This window comes from Nitrospirillum guaranorum, from assembly GCF_034653275.1.
Taxonomy (GTDB): Bacteria; Pseudomonadota; Alphaproteobacteria; order Azospirillales; family Azospirillaceae; genus Nitrospirillum.
Window position 1 is genome coordinate 632,939 of the sequence record NZ_JAYEES010000004.1, and the last position, 16,736, is coordinate 649,674.

The 16,736-nt window shown below is 67.7% G+C and carries 17 protein-coding genes and 1 pseudogene; 16 read left to right on the forward strand and 2 right to left on the reverse strand.

The window, feature by feature from the left end; genetic code table 11:
• Nucleotides 1–239 precede the first annotated feature (239 nt).
• Complete coding sequence (locus UAJ10_RS24630) at nucleotides 240–986, reverse strand: SDR family oxidoreductase (RefSeq protein WP_322917897.1); 747 nt, start codon at nucleotides 984–986, stop codon at nucleotides 240–242.
• Nucleotides 987–1,486: 500 nt separating this feature from the next.
• Here UAJ10_RS24630 and UAJ10_RS24635 point away from each other — a divergent pair, with 500 nt between their 5' ends.
• The 12 genes and pseudogenes from UAJ10_RS24635 (at nucleotide 1,487) to UAJ10_RS24690 (ending at nucleotide 13,521) form a co-directional block, all read left to right on the forward strand.
• Complete coding sequence (locus UAJ10_RS24635) at nucleotides 1,487–2,389, forward strand: LysR family transcriptional regulator (RefSeq protein WP_322917898.1); 903 nt, start codon at nucleotides 1,487–1,489, stop codon at nucleotides 2,387–2,389.
• 375 nt (nucleotides 2,390–2,764) lie between these two features.
• On the forward strand, nucleotides 2,765–3,610 hold the full coding sequence (locus UAJ10_RS24640; RefSeq protein ID WP_322917899.1) for an ABC transporter permease: 846 nt from the start codon (nucleotides 2,765–2,767) through the stop codon (nucleotides 3,608–3,610).
• Between the two features lie 3 nt (nucleotides 3,611–3,613).
• The gene (locus UAJ10_RS24645; RefSeq protein ID WP_416235402.1) at nucleotides 3,614–4,534 is read left to right on the forward strand and encodes an ABC transporter ATP-binding protein; all 921 of its coding nucleotides are present in this window, start codon (nucleotides 3,614–3,616) and stop codon (nucleotides 4,532–4,534) included.
• Nucleotides 4,531–5,718, forward strand: a complete 1,188-nt coding sequence (locus UAJ10_RS24650) for an acyl-CoA dehydrogenase family protein (protein WP_322917900.1) — start codon at nucleotides 4,531–4,533, stop codon at nucleotides 5,716–5,718. The genes UAJ10_RS24645 and UAJ10_RS24650 overlap by 4 nt, the downstream gene beginning before the upstream one ends.
• Nucleotides 5,719–5,730: 12 nt before the next feature.
• Nucleotides 5,731–6,855: an LLM class flavin-dependent oxidoreductase gene (locus UAJ10_RS24655; RefSeq protein ID WP_322917901.1), complete on the forward strand. Its 1,125-nt coding sequence runs from the start codon at nucleotides 5,731–5,733 to the stop codon at nucleotides 6,853–6,855.
• Nucleotides 6,852–7,814, forward strand: coding sequence for a D-isomer specific 2-hydroxyacid dehydrogenase family protein (locus UAJ10_RS24660; RefSeq protein WP_322917902.1), 963 nt, complete (start codon nucleotides 6,852–6,854; stop codon nucleotides 7,812–7,814). Before UAJ10_RS24655 ends, UAJ10_RS24660 begins: the two co-directional genes overlap by 4 nt.
• 33 nt (nucleotides 7,815–7,847) lie before the next feature.
• On the forward strand, nucleotides 7,848–8,837 hold the full coding sequence (locus UAJ10_RS24665; protein WP_322917903.1) for an ABC transporter substrate-binding protein: 990 nt from the start codon (nucleotides 7,848–7,850) through the stop codon (nucleotides 8,835–8,837).
• Nucleotides 8,838–9,212: 375 nt separating this feature from the next.
• A complete protein-coding gene (locus UAJ10_RS24670) occupies nucleotides 9,213–9,692 on the forward strand; it encodes a carboxymuconolactone decarboxylase family protein (protein ID WP_322917904.1) in 480 nt (159 codons plus the stop codon).
• Between the two features lie 68 nt (nucleotides 9,693–9,760).
• Nucleotides 9,761–9,850: pseudogene (locus UAJ10_RS24675) on the forward strand (RNA polymerase sigma factor SigJ); the annotation flags it as partial.
• Nucleotides 9,851–10,068: 218 nt separating this feature from the next.
• On the forward strand, nucleotides 10,069–10,575 hold the full coding sequence (locus tag UAJ10_RS24680) for a sigma-70 family RNA polymerase sigma factor family protein (protein ID WP_322917905.1): 507 nt from the start codon (nucleotides 10,069–10,071) through the stop codon (nucleotides 10,573–10,575).
• A 117-nt stretch (nucleotides 10,576–10,692) separates the two neighbouring features.
• Nucleotides 10,693–11,079 (forward strand): hypothetical protein, encoded by a 387-nt coding sequence (locus UAJ10_RS24685; protein WP_322917906.1) that lies wholly within the window; start codon nucleotides 10,693–10,695, stop codon nucleotides 11,077–11,079.
• Between the two features lie 189 nt (nucleotides 11,080–11,268).
• Nucleotides 11,269–13,521 carry a TonB-dependent receptor gene (locus UAJ10_RS24690; protein WP_322917907.1) on the forward strand — a complete coding sequence of 751 codons (2,253 nt, stop codon included), beginning with the start codon at nucleotides 11,269–11,271 and terminating at the stop codon, nucleotides 13,519–13,521.
• A gap of 156 nt (nucleotides 13,522–13,677) precedes the next feature.
• On the opposite strand, the gene UAJ10_RS24695 is transcribed toward UAJ10_RS24690, so the two are convergent.
• A complete protein-coding gene (locus tag UAJ10_RS24695; protein WP_322917908.1) occupies nucleotides 13,678–13,893 on the reverse strand; it encodes a hypothetical protein in 216 nt (71 codons plus the stop codon).
• Between the two features lie 174 nt (nucleotides 13,894–14,067).
• Between UAJ10_RS24695 and UAJ10_RS24700 the strand changes: the two genes are divergently transcribed.
• The 4 genes from UAJ10_RS24700 (at nucleotide 14,068) to UAJ10_RS24715 (ending at nucleotide 16,694) form a co-directional block, all read left to right on the forward strand.
• Complete coding sequence (locus tag UAJ10_RS24700) at nucleotides 14,068–14,286, forward strand: AbrB/MazE/SpoVT family DNA-binding domain-containing protein (RefSeq protein WP_322917909.1); 219 nt, start codon at nucleotides 14,068–14,070, stop codon at nucleotides 14,284–14,286.
• A gap of 130 nt (nucleotides 14,287–14,416) precedes the next feature.
• On the forward strand, nucleotides 14,417–15,037 hold the full coding sequence (locus UAJ10_RS24705) for a cysteine dioxygenase family protein (protein ID WP_322917910.1): 621 nt from the start codon (nucleotides 14,417–14,419) through the stop codon (nucleotides 15,035–15,037).
• Nucleotides 15,037–16,113, forward strand: a complete 1,077-nt coding sequence (locus UAJ10_RS24710) for a rhodanese-like domain-containing protein (protein WP_322917911.1) — start codon at nucleotides 15,037–15,039, stop codon at nucleotides 16,111–16,113. Before UAJ10_RS24705 ends, UAJ10_RS24710 begins: the two co-directional genes overlap by 1 nt.
• On the forward strand, nucleotides 16,110–16,694 hold the full coding sequence (locus UAJ10_RS24715) for a rhodanese-like domain-containing protein (RefSeq protein WP_322917912.1): 585 nt from the start codon (nucleotides 16,110–16,112) through the stop codon (nucleotides 16,692–16,694). Before UAJ10_RS24710 ends, UAJ10_RS24715 begins: the two co-directional genes overlap by 4 nt.
• The last annotated feature ends 42 nt before the right edge of the window (nucleotides 16,695–16,736 follow it).

Sequence of the window (16,736 nt, forward strand, 5' to 3'; positions counted from 1 at the left end):
ATTTGCCGCCAGCCGGCGGCGCCCAGGCCGACGAAGCCGCCCCGGCGGCCATACATGGAGACCGGCGGATCAATGGGGGCGAGGGGCCAGCGTTTGGTACCCGCCCAGCCTGTCAGGAACGTGCGCGGTGCTGGTCGGCCTGTCCGCGGTCGTCGCGGCAGCATTCGTCACGAGGGGGTTGATGGCGGCAGCCCGCCGTGTGCCCACGGCGAGCTGCCATCTATCAGTGTCCCGATGAATCAGAACTGGGTCAGGCCACCATCGACGACCAACTCGGCGCCCGTTGTGTATGACGAGTCATCGCTCGCCAAAAACAGCACGGCCTTGGCGAGTTCAGCCGCGTCACCGAAGCGCTTCAGACCGATCTTCTGCGTGATGCCCGCCGCGACCTCCGAAAGCACGTCCTCGGGCAAGCCGATCTTGCTGTAGAAGGGCGTCGAAATCGCGCCCGGGCTGACCGCGTTCACGCGGATGCCGCGAGGGGCCAGCTCCGCGCCGAGAGTGCGAACCAGCGAACGGGTCGCCGCCTTCGTCGCGGCGAGGATCGACAGACCGGGATAGCCGATCGTATTCAGGAACGAGGTCGTGACGATGATGCTGCCGCCGTCCGCGATGATCGGGGCGGTCTTCTGGATGGTGAAGAACGTTCCGGTGAAGTTGAGGGCAATGTTCTCGGCGACATAATCCTCAGTCACGGCATCGAGCGGAGCGACGGTGGTCGCGCCGGCGTTGGCGAACACGACATCGATCCGGCCGAACTTGGCGCGGGTCTCTTCGACGGCGCGCTCGATGTCGGCCACCTTGCGGATGTCCGCACGCACCAGTAGAGCCCTGCCCCCGAGATCCTGCCCCGCAGCTGTAAGGCGATCCTCGGTCGAGCCGACCAGTACCACCTGGGCGCCCTCAGCCTGAAAGAGCTTCGCGGCTTCAAGGCCGATACCCGAAGTCCCGCCGGTGACGAATGCGACTTTGTTCGTGAGCTTCATGACAATTTCCATTGAGTGGGAAGACCACAAGCCGATCGCTGCGAGCATTCCATCTCGACGATCACCTTGCTTGCAATGGAAGATGCATCTGGTCGCCAAGCTGCGGAATTTAGTGAAACCGCGCAGCATTTGATCGGAAAGTGATGAGCTGGATGCGTTGAGGGTCTGCAATCTCGCCCGCCTCGTCGGCGGAATTGGTCTGGGTTCCTCCGGTGATGCTTTCGCGAGCAGGACCAGGGATTATTGGATATCAGCGCCGGCCCACTGTCTTGAAGCTGGCCACGTCCCGCCTTTGGAGGCCCAGTCGCTCGCGGAGGAGACGGTTGGCAAAATTCGGGGGGCGATGGTCCTGTCGCGTGCCTTGGGTGAAAAAGGTGTTTTCGACAGGGGCGCCGGCCGACATAAGACGAATTTGCTCAACGCCATTTCCCGGCTGGGCGACCAACTGAGTGCGATAACGCCCTTCAAGTCTGGAGAACGATTTGGATCGACTGCAAGCCATGGCCATGTTGGTGTCCTCGGTAGAGGAGGGAAGCCTTTCGGCTGCCGCCAGGAGGCTGCGGATTCCGGTCGCGACCCTCACGCGGAACGTTAACGATCTTGAGGCTCTGGTAGGTACCAAGCTGCTCGTCCGGTCGACGAGGAAGCTTGAACTCACCGACGCCGGGGCCGATTACGTGGTCGCGGCAAGGCAGATCCTGGAACAGGTCGACGATCAGGAACGTCGTGCCGCCGGTGAATTCATCGCGCCGCGCGGCGAACTGGTCGTCACCACGCCCGTGCAGGTCGCGCGTTTGCGCGTGCTGCCGGTGATCGATCAGTTCCTGGCGGAATATCCCGAGATCAGGATCCGTCTGATACAGTCCGACCGCGACGTCGATCTTATCGACGCCCACGTCGACGTGGCGGTCCGGATCGGGCGCTTACGCGACAGCAATCTGGTCGCGACGCGGGTGGGCAGCTTGCGCGTAGTGGTGGTGGCCAGCACGATGCTATTCGAGAAGCACGGACGACCGAGGGTACCGGAAGACCTCATCGGTTATCCTTGCGTTGTATTTGACGCGCCCGCCCTCTCTCCATGGCGCTTTCGCGACGTGGATACCGGTGAAGTTTCCGCGATAGCGGCTGTGCCACGGTTGATTGTGTCATCACCCGATGCCGCTGTGGATTCCGCGATCGACGGCATTGGCGTAACACGAGTTCTGGAACACGACGCCGCCGCTGCGATCGCGGCGGGGAAGCTCGATTTCATCCTGCAAGAGTTTGAGGTCGAACCGCTCCCGGTGCACATAGTTCATATTTCCAGGAACGTCATGCCGTTGAAGCTTCGGTGTTTTCTCGACTTTGCGGTGCCCAGGCTGCGCGAGAGATTGTCCGAATTTGGGCGCATTCCCGCCGTCTAGCAAAATATGCCGTTGCGACGAGGCCCCCGGGCGGAAGCAGTCCGATCGGGCGAAAGCGCAATGCCGGCGGCTGAGACGATCGTGTGCCTAGGCGTGATGTAGCAGGCGCCACAGCGCCTCGGCGCAATCTCCACAGAGACGCCGACCAGGCTTTGACGCCTTTGTCGGGCGCCAAAACTACCAATAATTTCAATTGTTTCCCACTTCATGGGATCGGGGGCGGCCGTCGCGCCGCCGTGCGACGAAATCTCCATGCTTGAGAATTTTCAAACATTCACAGCATGAGAAGTCCATTGCCGGATTAAAATCCACGACATCTAATGGAATTTATCGATCAGATATTACCACATTTCTAATGTATAATGAGGTGCGGCCTTGTCCCTGACCCTCGACGCTTCCCAGAGCCCGGCGCTCCCCGCCGTCTCGACGCCGACCGGAACCCCGCTGATCCGGCAGGTTCTCGCCCGGCTGGGCAATTCCCGCTGGACCGTGCCCCTGGCGCTGGTCCTGGCGTGGGAACTGGGGTCGCGGGTGGGCTTGGTGCCATCCCGCGTGCTGGCCGCCCCCAGCGCCGTGCTGGCCACCTTCTGGACCCTGCTGGCCTCGGGCGAGCTGGTGTCCAACCTGCTGGTGTCGCTGGTCCGCGTGGCCACGGGGCTGGGCATCGGGGTCGGCGTCGGCACGGTGCTGGCCGTCCTGGCGGGCCTGTTCCGGCGGGGGGAGACGCTGGTCGACCCGCTGATGCAGATGCTGCGCACCTTGCCCTTCCTGGCGCTGGTGCCCCTGTTCATCGTGTGGTTCGGCATCGGCGAGGTGCCCAAGGTGGCGCTGATCGCCCTGGGGGCCGCCTTCCCCACCTATCTCACCCTGTTCTCCGGCATCCGCGCCATCGAGGCCAAGCTGGTGGAGGCGGGGCGCAGCTTCGGCCTGTCGCGGCTGGAACTGATCACCAACGTGGTGCTGCCGGGGGCGACCCCGTCCTTCCTGGTCGGCCTGCGCTACGCCCTGGGCCATGCCTGGCTGAGCCTGGTGGTGGCGGAGCAGATCAACGCCTCCGCTGGCCTGGGCTACCTCATCAACAACGCCCGCGACTTCATGCGCACCGACATCATCGTCGTCTGCCTGGGCGTCTATGCCGTGCTGGGCCTGGGCACCGACTTCCTCGTCCGCCTTCTGGAGCGCCGCCTGCTGGCCTGGCGCCCCACCTTCCTGGAGCGCTGAACCATGGCTTCCAACACCGCCTCTCTGACCGCTGACAGCCCTACCGCCTCCAGCGACGCGGCTGTCCGGGTGCGCGGCTTCACCCGCCGTTTCGGCGACGTCACCGTGCTGCGCGACCTGGACCTGGACATCGCCCCGGGTGAGTTCGTGGCCCTGCTGGGCCGCAGCGGCTCGGGCAAGACCACGCTGTTGCGCACCCTGGCCGGCCTGGACGCCGCCCCGGCGGAACAGGTGTCCACCCCTGGTGCCCGCGCCGTCGTTTTCCAGGAGCCGCGCCTGTTGCCGTGGAAAAAGGTGTGGCGCAACGTCACCCTGGGCCTGAAGGGTGGCCGCACCCGCCTGCAAGCCACGGCGGCGCTGGAGGAGGTGGGGCTGGGTCATCGCGTCGACGCCTGGCCCGCCACCCTGTCGGGGGGTGAGGCGCAGCGCGCCGCCCTGGCCCGCGCCCTGGTGCGGGAACCGCAACTGCTGTTGCTGGACGAACCCTTCGCCGCGCTGGACGCCCTGACCCGCCTGCGCATGCACCAGCTGGTACTGTCGCTGTGGCGGGCGCACCGCCCCGCCGTGCTGTTGGTCACCCACGACGTGGATGAGGCGATCGCCTTGGCCGACCGCGTCCTGGTGCTGGCCGACGGCCGGCTGGCGGTGGAGGAGAAGGTGACCCTGGCCCGCCCGCGCGAGGCCGGGCCGGAATTCCAGGCCCTGCGCCGCCGCCTGCTGGGCCATTTGGGGGTGGAGCAGCCGGCGCCGCGCGACACCGCGCCCCTGACCTTCATCCCACCCGCGCCGCCCGGCGCCGGCATCCGTGGCGGCTGGAGCCGGCCGGTGGCCAACGGCATCAACGGCCATAATGGCGCGCACAACGGCGGCGCGCACAATGGCGGCGCCCACCACGGCGGCCAGCTGGGCGGGGGGCTGTCATGACGGCGGCCCTGCGCCGGGTGGAGGCGGTGGAGGAGGGGGCGTTCGACGGCCCGGCGCTGGACGCCGTGCTGGACGGGCTGACCGCTGAATTCGCCGCCGGTGCCGCCGCCCATGACCGCGACAGCAGCTTTCCCTTCGAGAATTTCCGCAGCCTGCACGCCAAAGGCCTGCTGGGCCTGACGGTGGGGCCCGCCTGGGGCGGGGCCGGCGCCGACCTCGCCACCACGCTGAAGGTGGTGCGGGCGGTGGCCAAGGGCGACCCGGCCACGGCCCTGGTGCTGGTCATGCAGTACCTTTTCCATGCCTCGCTCTGGGCGTCGGCCGAACAGCGTGCGATCCCGGACGCGCTCTATGCGCGGCTGGCGCGGGACGCGGTGGAGAACGGCGCCCTGATCAACGCCCTGCGGGTGGAGCCCGACCTGGGCACGCCGGCGCGCGGCGGCCTGCCGGCCACGGTGGCCCGGCGCACGGCCGATGGCTGGGCGATCAGCGGGCACAAGCTGTATTCCACCGGCATCCCGGCGCTGACCTGGCTGCTGGTCTGGGCCCGCACCGATGAGGCGGAGCCGCGCGTGGGCGGCTTCCTGGTGCATCGCGACAGCCCCGGCATCCAGGTGGTGGAAACCTGGGACCATCTGGGCCTGCGCGCCAGCGGCAGCAACGATGTCATCCTAACCGACGTGCCCACGCCGCTGGACCACGCCGTGGACCTGCGCAAGCCCGGTGACCTCAGCCCGCGCGACGCCCTGTTCGGCGCCTGGGCCGCCGTCCTGACCGCCGGCATCTATGACGCGGTGGCGGAGGCGGCGCGCGATTGGCTGGTGGCCTTCGCCCGCCAGCGGGTGCCCAGCAACCTGGGTGCCGCCCTGTCCACCCTGCCGCGCTTCCAGGAGGCGGTGGGCACCATCAACGGCCTGCTGCTGTCCAACCGCGCCCTGCTGGCCGCCGCCACGCGCGGCGAGACCAGCGCGGCGGAATCCGGCCTGGTGAAGCACCTGGTGACGGAAAACGCCATCCAGGCGGTGGAGGCGGCGGTGCGCCTGACCGGCAACCCCGGCATCACCCGCCACAACCCGCTGGAACGCCACTACCGCGACGTGCTGTGCGGCCGCATCCACACCCCTCAGGCCGACGTTGTGCTGACCGGTGCGGGTCGCGCCGCGTTCGCCGCCGCCCTTCCTTGAGGAAATTCCGCCATGTCCCATACCTTGCAGTTCATCGGCATCATCGGGTCGCAGGACGGTTCCGAGACCCGCCCGGGCAGCGGCCCCATCATCGACCGCGACTATATCGGCACCCTGGCCCGCGCCCATGAGTACGCCGGTTTCGATCGCGCGTTGATCGCGCATTCCAGCGCCTCGCCCGATGGCTTCCAGATCGCGGCCTACGCCGTGCAGCAGACGGAGCGGTTGAAGATCCTGCTGGCCCACCGGCCCGGCTTCGTGGCGCCCACCCTGGCCGCCCGCCAGCTGGCCTCGCTGGATCATTTCAGCCAGGGCCGTCTGGCCGTGCACATCATCACCGGCGGGTCGGACGAGGAACAGCAGCGCGACGGCGACTTCCTGAACAAGACGGAACGCTACGCCCGCACCGACGACTACCTGGACGTGGTGCGCAAGGTGTGGAGCAGCACCGCGCCCTTCGACCATGACGGGCCCTACTACAAGTCGCGCGGATCCCACTCGTACGTGAGGCCGGTCAACGGCACGCTGCCGGTCTATTTCGGCGGATCCTCGGACGAGGCCATCGCCGTGGCCGGCAAACACGCCGACGTCTACGCCCTGTGGGGTGAGCCGCTGGACGATGTGCGCGAGACCATCGCCAAGGTGCGCGCGGCCGCCGCCCTGCATGGCCGGCAGGACCACGTCCAGTTCAGCCTGTCGCTGCGCCCCATCCTGGGCCGGACGGAGGAGGAGGCCTGGGCCAAGGCCGACCGTATCCTGGAGCAGGCCAAGCACCTGCGCGCCAGCCAATCGACCTTCCGTCCCGTCGCCACCAAAGCGCCGCAGAACGTGGGCTCGCAGCGCCTCCTGGCGGCCGCCGCCGGCGGCAAGGTGCGGGATAAGCGCCTGTGGACGGAGATCGCCGCCCTGACCGGGGCGCAGGGCAATTCCACCAGCCTGGTGGGCACGCCCGAGCAGGTCACGGAATCCCTGCTGGACTACTATGACCTGGGTGTCCGCACCTTCCTCATCCGCGGTTTCGACCCGCTGGTGGACGCCATCGAGTATGGCCGCGACCTCATTCCCCTGGTGCGCCGGGCGGTCGCGGCGCGGGAAGCGGGCCAAGGGACGGCAACGACGGCGGTGGCCGCCGAATGACCGCCATCCGCGTGGCCAGCCAACTGGCCGAACCCATCAACGCCGAGGTGGCGCGGCGGGTCAGCGCCGCGACGGGGGAGGGGGTGGAGCTGATCACCCTGCCCCGGGGCGTGCCGGCGGACTGGCCCCGCGACGCCGACGTCTTCGTGGCCGCACCCTTCCGCCGCGCCGGGGGCGATCTGCCCGCCCAGCCGGCGGGCTGGCCCTTCAACCTGCGCTGGGTGCAGCTGATCTCCGTCGGCATCGACTTCTATCCCGACTGGCTGTTCGACGGCCCGGTGGTGACGGCGGCCAAACGGTCGTCGGCCACGGCGTTGGCGGAATTCTCCCTGGCCGCCATCTTCGCCGCCGCCAAGCGCCTTCCCGACATCTGGATCCGCCAGGCGGCGGACTGGCAGCCCACGCCCCTGGGCCTGGTGGAGGGCGCCACCCTGGGCATCGTCGGCTTCGGCGGCATCGGCCAGGCGCTGGCGCCCAAGGCCCTGGCGCTGGGCATGAGGGTGCTGGCCACGCGGCGCGGGGCGGGTGACCTGGGCGTGCCGGGCGTGGAACGGGTGGATGACGTGGCCGACCTGTTCGCGCGCGCCGACCATGTCGTGCTGGCGGCCCCGGCCACGGCGGAAACGCGCCACCTGGTGAGCACCCGCGTGCTGGCCACGGCCAAGCATGGCCTGCACTTGGTCAATGTGGCGCGCGGCGCCCTGATCGATGACCAGGCCCTGCTTTCGGCGCTGGCCGATGGCCGGTTATCGCTGGCCACCCTGGATGTCACGCATCCGGAACCGCTGCCCGACGGCCATCCCTACTACAGCCACCCGCGCGTGCGCCTGTCGCCCCATACCTCCGTCTTCACGCCCGACACCCACGCCAACCTGGCGGCCAAGCTGGCGAGCAACCTCATCCGTTTCCGCCGGGGCGAGCCGCTGGAGGATGTGGTCGACCTGGCGCGCGGGTACTGAGCCTGGGCGGTCATCGAAGGAAAGACTGAATCCATGATGCTGATATCGCGCCGATCCGCCCTGCGGGGGCTGGCGGCGGGAGCGTTGGGCCTGGGCGCCCTGAACCTGGCCGCCTGCGGCCGCAAGAAGGACGCGGCCCTGGCCGGCGTCACCCTGCGGGCCGCGACCTACCGGGGCAATCCGGACTCCTTCTTCGAGCAGGCGGGCGTGGCCGACACGCCCTACACCCTGGAAACGGCGCAGTTCGCCGGCGGCAACCTGATCGCGGAGGCGATCAACGCCCATTCCCTGGACGTGGGCGGCATGAGTGAAATCCCGCCCATCTTCATCGCCGCCGCCAACCCGCTCTTGCGCATCGTCGCCGTGCTGCAGGGCGACGTGAACAACCAGGTGGTGCTGGTGCCCAAGGACAGCCCGCTGAAGACCGCGGCGGACCTGAAGGGCAAGCGGGTGGGCTATGTCCGCGCCACCACCTCGCAATACATGCTGTTGAAGATCCTGAAGGAACAGGGCCTGACCTTCGCCGACATCACGCCGGTGGCGCTATCGCCGCAGGACGGCCTGGCGGCCTTCAACCAGGGCAGCCTGGACGCCTGGGTCATCTATGGCGTGGTGGTGCAGCTGGCGCGCGAGGCGGGGGCCCGGGTGCTGACCACCGGCCTGAACCGCCTGTCGGGCAACTATCTGGTGGCGGCCTCCAAGGACGCGCTGGCCGATCCCCTGAAGAAGCGCGCCATCGCCGATTACCTGCAGCGTTACGCCAAGACGCTGGCCTGGATCGAGGCCGACTATGCCCGCTGGGCCCGCATCCGGGCACAGCTGACCAACATCCCCGAGGCCGCCTATATCCAGGAGTACCGTGAGCGCAGCGCCGGCTACCGCCTGCTGCCCATCAGCGACGCGGCCATCGCCTCGCAACAGGACGTGGCCGACACCTTCGCCGCTGCCGGAGTCATCCCTGCGCCGGTCGATGTGCGGCCGCTGTGGGATGATGGGCTGCATGAGGTGCTGGCGAAACTATAAGGGCGCCTGATTGCGAGGGCATGGGATCTGCGGTATTTTGCGGGGGCAACCGGGGAGAGGTCGCATCTCCCCCCGGCGCCCTTCACCTCCCCAGTTTCAGTTCAACGGCCATGCCGAGGAACCGGAAGCGGAGATGAAGGAAGAAGGATCGGATGAGCATCCAATTTCCTTTCTTCCTGTGGCGGGGAGGCGGGCCATCCGCCCCCTGACCACGGGAAGATATTCATCGAAAACCCGGGAAGCCCACAACCCACAGGTTGCTCCCCCGGCATATAGCACGACGGTGCGGATTTTTTTTCGACCGCCATGTCACACGGCCATGAAGCCATCTCGTCTTTGGGTCATGCGATGACGCATGATCTGATGGAGATGACGATGAGCGCCCATACCCCCCGTATCAATGACGCTTTCAAGCTGGCGCCCGAGGCCGTCAAGGGTCTGCTGGCGGCCAGCAATGCCCTCAAGGCCGGCGGGCTGGAGCCGGCGCTGATGGAACTGGTGAAAATCCGGGCGTCGCAGATCAACGGCTGCGCCTTCTGCCTGCACATGCACGTCACCGACGCGCGCAAGATGGGCGAGACGGAGATGCGCCTGCATCTGCTGAACGGCTGGCGGGACTCCTCCCTGTATACCGACCGGGAACGCGCGGCCCTGGCCTGGACGGAGGCGCTGACCCGCGTGGCCGATACCGGCGCGCCGGACGAGGATTACGCCCTGGTGCGGGCCAACTTCACGGAGGCGGAGCAGGTGCATCTGTCCCTGGCCATCGGCATGATCAACCTGTGGAACCGCCTGCAGGTCGGTTTCCGCGCGGCCCATCCGCCCGTGGCGCACATCCAGGGGGCGGCCGCCTGATGAACGGAGGGGACGCCACCGCCATCTTCCTGGCGCATCGGCCCCGGCTGGTGCGCCTGGCCTATCGCATGCTGGGCTCCTTGGCCGAGGCCGAGGACGTCGTGCAGGACGCCTACCTGCGCTGGCGGCAGGCGGATCATGCCACGGTGGACGTCCCCGCCGCCTTCCTGTCGCGCATCGTCACCCGCCTGTGCCTGGACACGCTGAAGTCGGCCCGGGTGCGGCGGGAGACCTATGTCGGCGCCTGGCTGCCGGAGCCCCTGGCCGGCAGCGATGAGGATGACGGCGAGGATGACCTGACCCTGACGCTGATGTTGGCGCTGGAGCGGCTGTCCCCCTGGAACGCGCGGCCTTCCTGCTGCACGACGTGTTCGGCGTGGCATTGGACGAGGTGGCGGGCACCCTGCACCGCGATGCCGCCGCCGTGCGCCAACTGGCTGTGCGCGCCCGGCGCCATGTGCAGGAGGCGCGCCCCCGCTATCCCGTGGCGCCGGAGGAGGGGGAGCGCATCGCCCAGGCCTTCTATGCCGCGTCCCACCTGGGCGATGTGGACACGCTGCGAGGCCTGCTGGCGCAGGACGTGGTGCTGCGGGCCGATGGCGGCGGCAGGGTGCACGCCTTCCGCAACCCCATCGTCGGGGTGGAGCGTATGGTCCGCCTGTTCGCCAGCCTGCACGCCAAGGGGGAGTTCCAATCGGCCGCCTTCATCCGCCCCCTGCGCATCGACGGCCTGCCCGGTTATGTCAGCGTGGAGCGGGGCACGGTGCTGCAAACCACCGCGTTCGAGATCGAGGACGGCCGCATCACTGCCATCTACATCACCCGCAATCCCGACAAGCTGGTCCGCATCGCGCAGACGCTGGGAATAGGCGGAAGCCCGTAAAAGGACGAACCCGCGGCACGGTGGTATTGTGAAGGCTTGAATTCGGCCCGCCGTGCGCTTGCGTCATGGTTGCTTTCATTGCATCCTCCCGGTGCAAATCCAGGGGAGTTTTGCACCATGACCTATCGTATCCTGATCGTCGGCCAGGATCCCGACACCGTAGACTACACGGCACCGGGGATCATCCCGGGCATGACGGCCGACAAGGTTCGCGCGGGTGTGACCGCTTCCAAGCAGTCGCTGGAGGGCCAAGGCTACATCTGCGACAACCTGTATGTTCAGCCCGCCCCCGCCGTGGCCGAGACGGAAGTCGCTACCGCCTTATCCGGCGCGACCTATGACGTGGTGGTGATCGGCGCCGGCATCCGCAACCCGCCGGCCAACCTCATCCTGCTGGAAACGGTCCTGAACACCATCCATCGCGCCGCCCCCCAGGCCCGTATCGCGTTCAACACCCGGCCTGACGATACCGAAGCGGCGGCGGTGAGGTGGCTCGGGCGATAGGGCTCAGCCAGTTTCAGGGGTGGCCGCATCGCCGGCAAGACCCCGCCCGAGGCTCAACGGGTGTGGTATTGCCAAAATTCACAGTCATTTGACGGCCAATCACCAATCACATAAACAAATCTCGTTTTTATGGAACTGTGAAATACGCGAAACGAGTGCTTCCTCATTCGTTTCGCGGAGCACTCTTCCATGGTTCGCCGGGCCTCGCTTTCCCCTGTTGCCGTTTCTTCGCTGCTGCTGGGGACCGCCCTGTGCGCGCTGACGGTTCCCGCCCTTGCCCAGGAAGGTGGCCAGGCGCCGCCGCCCCCCGCGCCGGTGGCCGAGGTGGCGCCGGACCTGGACGCCAGCGGCGGCGGCATCGCCGATATCGTGGTCACGGCGGAAAAGCGGCAGACCCGGTTGCAGGAAACGCCCATCGCGCTGTCGGCCTACACCGGCGACGCCATCGCCGATCAGCACATCAGCACGGTGCGCGACCTGGCGGGCCTGGTGCCCGGCCTGACGGTGCCGCGCGGCGGCATCACACCGACGACGCAGCTGTTCTTCCTGCGCGGGATCGGTGAGACCGACCCCATCTTCGATCCCGCCATCGCCCAGTACGTCGACGATGTCTACATCCCGCGCTCCATCGCCGCGTCCCCCCTGTTGGCGGAACTGGAGCGGGTGGAGGTCTTGCGCGGGCCGCAGGGCACGCTCTACGGCCGCAACACCAGCGCCGGCGCCATCCGCTACATCACCCGCGACCCGAATGACGAGGTGCGCCTGGCGGTGGACGCCGGGGTCGGCACCTGGGGCGCGTTCGAGACGCACGGCTACGTCTCCGGCCCGCTCATCGCCAACAAGCTGTACGCCAGCCTGGCCTATGGGCATGAGCAGCACGACGGCTACACCCGCGACCCCACCATCAACAAGGACGTGAACGACCTGAACGTGGACAGCGCGCGGGCCAAGCTGCGCCTGCAGGCGACCGACGACCTGGACATCCAATTGACCCTGGATGCCAAGCGCGACCGGTCCACCACCGCCTATTACACGCCCCATAACCAGCCGGGCGGCGGCTTCGACCCGTCGCTGTCGTTCGCGGAGCCGCAGCCGCAGAACAACTCCAACTCCGGCGGGGCGGCCCTGCGCATCACCCAGGCGTTGGGCGACAAGCTGACCCTGAAGTCCGTCACCGCCTACCGCCTGTTCGGCCAGGCGCCCGTCTCTTACGACAACGACGGCGAGGCGGCGGTGAAGCAGGTGAACTACATCCGCTATTACGAGAATGAGCTGACGCAGGAATTCCAGGCCAACGGTAGCTGGGGGCCGCTGGATTTCACAAGCGGCCTGTTCTACCTGCACGAAAACTTTTCCAGCGACCGCAACGGTTTCAGCTACCCCAGCCTGGCCAATCCGCCGCAGGACCAGGTGGGCAACACCAAGACCGACAGCTACGCGGCCTACGGCCAGGGTGACTACCATGTCACCGACAAGCTGACCGGCACGGTGGGCCTGCGTTACACCATCGAGAGCCGCGACTTCACCTATCGGCAATTTGACGACACGCTTGACGGCACCCGCATCACCGACGCCGCCGGCAACCCCATCGTGCCGGCCACGGCCACCAACAAGGCCGGCGCCTTCCAGGCCAAGTCGGACGCCACCTGGTATTCGCTGACGCCCAAGTTCGGCGTGTCCTACCAGTGGACGCCGGACGTGCTGACCTATGCCAGTTATTCCAAGGGCTTCAAGGCCGGCGGTTTCGACAACCGGGCCAGCGCGCTGATCAACGCCCAGCTGCCCTACCAGCCGGAAAAGGTCGAGACCTATGAGGTGGGCGTGAAAAGCCAATGGTGGGAACGGCGCCTGCTGGTCAACCTGGCGCTCTATTACAACGACTATACCGACCTGCAGGCGACGGCCACGGACCCGGCCACCTTGCGCTCCCGCCGCCTGAACGCGGCGTCGGCCCATACCGAGGGGTTTGAGCTGGAAACCACCTTCCAGCCCTTCGACGGGCTGCGCTGGGACAACTCCGCCAGCTACACCCTGGCGCTGTACGACCAGTTCCCGAACTACGCCGGCATCGGCACCAGCGCCAGCGGCAACCGCTTGCCCTACGCTCCGCGCTGGACCTTCCGCACGGCCCCCACCTACACCCTGCCGCTGGCGGTGCCCGGCCAGGCCCAGGTCGGCGTGGACGCCCAGTACCAGACGCGATCCTTCGCCGACGTGGCCAATTCCTGGCAGGTGGCCATCCCGGCGCAGTGGAACGTCAACCTGTTCGCCAAATACACGACGGAGGACGAACGCTGGACCTTCTCCGCCACCGTGCGCAACCTGGCCGACCGCCGCCTGCCCCAGGGTGGCAGTTACTCCGCCTCCGCCGCCGGCACGGTCTGGTACTACGTGGAAAGTCCGCCGCGCACCGTGTTCTTCAAGGTGGGGTATAAGCTGTAAAAGGACGGGGCTGTATTCTCTTTCTATGGTCAATGCCATAGCATATGGGGATACATGATTGCGGTAAGGGCGGCGGGCATGCGCGGGCCGGCGATTCTTATTGGGTTGGTGGTCATATTGTCATGTCAACCAGCCCATGCCGACCGTCCGATGCCCTCAGGACAGGAACGCCGAGATCTGACGCCGCAGGCGGCGTCGACGGATTGGATTGCCGTCGCTCAGGCGTTGGGAGGCTTTCAGGATAAGGGTGTTCTTAATCGACAGCTTTTGCACGCCCTGCCGAATAGTACGCTTGCCTCGGATGACTACAGGACGTTTCAAACCTGTATCGCTCAGTTGCAAACCCTGAAGATACGTCGGATCGATCGTCATGCTGGTTGGTGGCCAACCTATTGGGTGACACTCAATACCGATGGCTGTGGCCAGGACGATGAGTACATATACGTTTTGAAATTGCGGCGGTCATTGTGGGGTCATTTGCGGATAACCGACATTGAGCGCTGGAATCTCTAAGCACGGCAGACCTCAAGTCTCAGAGGAGACGCCATGAACAATCAGAATGAGCCTTTGGTGGATCGCGATCAGCCCGCATGTTCGCAGAAGGACTGGTCGGGTTTCTTTGCGGCGATGGAGGGAGTGGAGATTCCGGAGGACTTCCTTTCCGCGCGGGAGCGGGGTCAGGGCGTGCACGATCGTGATCCTTTCCAGTGGCTGAGTCCTTCGTCAGATTTTCCTAACATGGTGATCGAAGACCAGGCCCAATAGGCGTTCCGCCCTCCCGCCTGACCACCGGGCCTCAAGCCTACCTTCAGGAAAACTCGATTTTCCCGGCCCCGGCCCGGTTCCTATGGTTGCTGTCCACCCACCCATTGACGCCACCAGGCGGAGGGACGAGATGAGCGAGACCAACCCCGCGGCGCCGGCGCGGCTCAGTGCCTTCATCGGCCGGCTGGATGTCCTGGTTGACCAGCGCCTGCCCGAGGGCGCGTTACTGGACCAGGCACGGGACGCGCTGGCCGATCTGGTGGCCCACGACGACTGGCTGCCGGCCGCGTATGCCGAGCCCGATCCGGTGCGCTATCGCCAGTTCCTGCTCTATGCCGACCCCGACGGGCGCTATTCCATCGTCAGCTTCGTCTGGGGGCCGGGGCAGGAGACGCCGGTGCATGACCATACCGTCTGGGGGCTGGTCGGCATCCTGCAGGGGGCCGAGTATTCCCAGCGCTTCGTGGTGGGATCGCGCGATGAGCTGGTGGCCGTCGGCCCCAAGCAGCGCTTCGAGGCGGGGGAGGTGGAGACGCTGTCGCCCCAGACCGGGGATATCCATCGCGTCACCAACGCCCACCTGGACCGCACCTCCGTCAGCATCCATGTCTACGGCGCCGATATCGGCCAGGTGCGGCGCTGGGTCTACCCGGCGGAAGGGCCGCGCAAGCCCTTCATCTCCGGCTACAGCAACGCCGGCGCCACGCCCGCCTTCACCGTCACCCGTACGCCGTCCCTGGAGCACGCCTGATGTCCTTCGTCCCCCCTGCCGCCGCCACACCCGCCGAGGTCCGCCTCACCCTGATCGCCCGGCGCGAACTGGCCCTGCTGGACGTGCGGGAGGAGGACCCCTACGCCCAGGCCCATCCGCTGTTCGCCGCCAACCTGCCCCTGTCGCGGCTGGAGCTGGAGGTGCTGGACCGGGTGCCCCGGCGCGACACCGCCATCGTGTTGTATGACGCGGGGGAGGGATTGGCGGAACGGGCGGCGGCCGGGCTGGCGGACCTGGGCTACACCAATGTCCGCCTGCTGGCGGGCGGGCTGCAGGGCTGGCGCGCCGCCGGCTATGAGGTCTTCCGCGACGTCAACGTGCCGTCCAAGGCCTTCGGCGAACTGGTGGAGACGGAGGCGCACACGCCGTCGCTGGCGGCACCCCAGGTCAAGGAGCTGCTGGACGCCCAGGCCGACGTGGTGGTGCTGGACAGCCGGCGGTTCGAGGAATACCGCACCATGAGCATCCCCACCGGCACCAGCGTGCCGGGGGCGGAGCTGGTGCTGCGCGCCCGCACCCTGGCGCCCGATCCCGCCACCACCATCATCGTCAATTGCGCCGGCCGCACCCGCAGCCTGATCGGTGCCCAGTCGCTGCGCAACGCCGGGGTGCCCAATCCCGTCTACGCCCTGCGCAACGGCACCATCGGCTGGACCCTGGCGGGCTTCGCCCTGGAGCATGGGCAGCAGCGCCGCTTCGGCGACGTGACCGCTGCCGAGCGGGAACGGGCCCGCGCCGCCGCCCGCGCCGTGGCCTATCGCGCCGGCGTGCGACGCCTGCCCTACGCCGATCTCGCGGCGCTGGAGGAAGTGGGGCGCACCCTTTACCGCCTGGATGTGCGCACGCCGGAGGAATACCAGGCCGGCCACCTGCCGGGCTTCCGCAGCGCGCCGGGTGGCCAGCTGGTGCAGGAGACGGACCATTCCGCGCCGGTGCGCGGGGCCCGCATCGTCCTGTTCGACACCCTGTCGGTGCGCGCGGACATGAGCGCGTCCTGGCTGGCGCAGATGGGGTGGGAGGTGCTGGTGCTGGATGATGTCCCCCCGATGCCTTGACGGACACGGGGGCGTGGCGGCCGACCCTGCCGCCGCTGCCGGTGGTCGAGGCCATACCGCCGGCCTATCTGGCGCGGTTGCTGGCCGAGGGCGGGGCGACGCCGCTGGATGTGGGGCCCAGCCCGGCCTATCGCCGGGGCCGCGTCCCGGGCGCCCGCTTCATCATCCGCGCCCGGTTGGCGGCGGATCTGCCGGCGGCGGTGCGCGGCCATACCATCGTGGTGACTTCCCCTGACGGTCTCGCGGCCCGCTTCGCCGCCGCCGACATCCAGGCCCTGACGGGCCGGCCGGCGCTGGTGCTGGACGGGGGCACGGACGCTTGGCGCGCCGCCGGTCTGCAACTGGACAGCGGGGAAGGGGTCTTCCTGTCCGCGCCCGACGATGTCTACCGCCGGCCCTATGAGGGCACCGATAACGCGGTGGAGGCGATGCAGGCCTATCTGGACTGGGAATACGGCCTGGTGGGCCAGTTGCGCCGGGACGGCACGCACGGATTCTTCGTCATCCCGCCGTCGCGCGAGGCGCACGACACGCCGCCCTCCCTGTCGCCGCACCTGGCCCAGGAGGGGCACGGCCATTGAGCCTGAGGGGGCGGGGTGGCGCCGTACCGCCCCGCGCCCGCT